Genomic DNA, 2,349 nt, shown 5'->3' with positions numbered 1-2,349 from the left:
AACGCCCAGGACTGGCCGGCGCGGCCCGTGACCATCCTGGTCAACGGCGGCCCCGGCAGCCTGCCAGACCTGTTCGCCCGGCCCCTGGCCGAGCGCCTGCATCACGCCCTGGGCCAGCCCGTAGTGGTCGAGAACAAGCCTGGCGCGGGCGGGATGCTGGCGATGCAGCAGCTCAAGTCGGCGCCGGCGGACGGCTACACGCTGGCCCTGGTCACGAACGCGCACCTGGTGTGGAACCCCTATATTTTTCCGGCCCTGACCTACGATCCGGCGCGCGATTTGCAGCCCGTCAGCCCCTTGGCGGTCATCCCCATGGCGCTGACCGTCAATGACAAGATGCCGGCCAAGTCCCTGGACCAATTGCTGGCGCTGGCGCGGCAGAAGCCGGGCCGCTTGAACTATGCGTCCTCGGGCAACGGCAGTCCGCCCCACGTGCTGTTCGAGATGCTGCGCGAACAGGCCGGCGTCGACATCATGCACGTGCCGTTCAAGACAGGAACTGGTGCGCTCAATTCCGTGCTGGCGGGCGATACCGAAATCTATTTTGCCGGCACCGCCCTGGTGGAACCCATGGTCAAGGAAGGACGCCTGCGCGTGCTGGCCATGAGCGAAACCGTGCCCGATGCCGCCTTCGGCAAGGCCCCGACGCTGGCCGCCAGCCATTTCACGGGATTCGAAGGCGCAGTCTGGCTGGGCGTGGCGGCGCGCACCGGCACGCCGGACGCCATCGTGCAGCGGCTCAACCAGGAGATCGGCCGCGCGCAGCAGGACGGGGCGCTCAAGCAGATGTACGCCAGCCACGGCTCGCTGCCGTACCATCTGGCGGCGGCGGCTTTCGCCCAACGCGTAGCAGAGGAACGGGACGCTTCCGGTCCCGTGCTGCGCAAGCTGGGCATCAAGCCCGATTGAATTCCCTCTTTCCAACCCGAGGGCCAGTGCAAGGCTCGCTTCAGTGTGCACAGGCCCTCTAATCCCGGGCTCCGCTTGCGGAGCCCGCAGCAGCTTATGAACCTGATCGAAGAGATTGTTGAAAACTCCCCGTCCATCCGCGACATCCGCAGGGACATCCATGCGCATCCGGAACTGGCGTTCGAAGAGAACCGCACGTCCGACCTGGTGGCCCAGCTGCTGGAAAGCTGGGACATCCCGGTGCATCGGGGCTTCGGCAAGACCGGCCTGGTGGGCGTGATCCGCAACGGCGACTCCGGGCGCACCCTGGGGCTGCGCGCCGACATGGACGCGCTGCCCATGCACGAAGTCAACCAGTTCAGCCACGCCAGCAAGCACCCCGGCGTCATGCACGCCTGCGGCCACGACGGCCACACCGCCATGCTGCTCGGTGCAGCCCAGCATCTGGCCCGCCATCGCAACTTCGACGGCACCGTGTACCTGATCTTCCAGCCCGCCGAAGAGCGCGGCGGCGGCGCGCGCGAAATGATGCGCGACGGCCTGTTCGAGAAATTCCCCATGGAAGCGGTGTTCGGCATGCACAACATGCCCGGCATTCCGGTCGGCTGCTTCGCCTCGTCCGCGGGACCGGTGCTGGCCTCCAACAGCGAATTCCATGTGACCATACGCGGCAAGGGCGGCCACGCGGCCATGCCGCACCTGGCCATCGATCCCATTCCCGCGGCGGCCCAGATGATCGAGGCCTTCCAGACCATCATCAGCCGCAACAAGAAGCCGCTGGAGACGGCTGTCATCTCGGTGACCACGGTGCAGGCGGGCGGAGTGGTCAACGTCATCCCCGACACCTGCGAACTGCGCGGCACGGTGCGCGCCTACACCCGCGAAACCCTGGACCTGATCGAGCGCCGCATGGGCGAGGTCGCGCAGCACGTGGCCGGCATGTTCGGCGCGCAATGCGACTTCGCCTTCACGCGGCACTATCCGTCGACCATCAACCACGAAGCCGAGACCGCCTTCATGCGCAATGCGCTGACCGAGGTGGTGGGCCAAGAGCGCGTGCTGGTACAGGCGCCCATCATGGCGGCCGAGGATTTTTCCTTTATGCTGGAAGAGGTGCCCGGCAGCTATTGCTTCATCGGCAACGGCGAAGGCGACCACCGCGAGCCCGGCCATGGCGAAGGTCCTTGCCTGGTCCACAACACCAGCTACGACTTCAACGACGCGCTGCTGCCGATCGGCGCCAGCGCCTTCGTCAAGCTGGCAGAGAACTGGATGCCGCGTAAGTAGCGGCAATGGCGGCGCGGGCAGGCAGGGCAGTGCCTGTCCGCCCGCGCGCCGCAAGATCCGGGTTCAGTGTGTCGTACCGGCTTGGACCGACAGCTCGTGGTTGCGTGTGCGCACCAGCAGCGCGCTCAGCAGCGCGGCAAGCGCCGCGATCAG

General features: G+C 66.8%; 2 protein-coding genes. Both read left to right on the top strand.

The features are described from left to right. A partial coding sequence (locus tag VIR09_RS18385; RefSeq protein WP_332014165.1) for a tripartite tricarboxylate transporter substrate binding protein occupies nt 1-909 on the top strand: 909 nt, incomplete at its 5' end. A 96-nt stretch (nt 910-1,005) separates the two neighbouring features. Beyond that, complete coding sequence (locus VIR09_RS18380; protein WP_332014164.1) at nt 1,006-2,196, top strand: M20 aminoacylase family protein; 1,191 nt, start codon at nt 1,006-1,008, stop codon at nt 2,194-2,196. The last annotated feature ends 153 nt before the right edge of the window (nt 2,197-2,349 follow it).

The sequence above is a fragment of the Achromobacter sp. genome (genome assembly GCF_036567245.1).
GTDB lineage: Bacteria > Pseudomonadota > Gammaproteobacteria > Burkholderiales > Burkholderiaceae_B > Achromobacter.
This window is presented reverse-complemented; position numbering and strand designations above follow the sequence as displayed.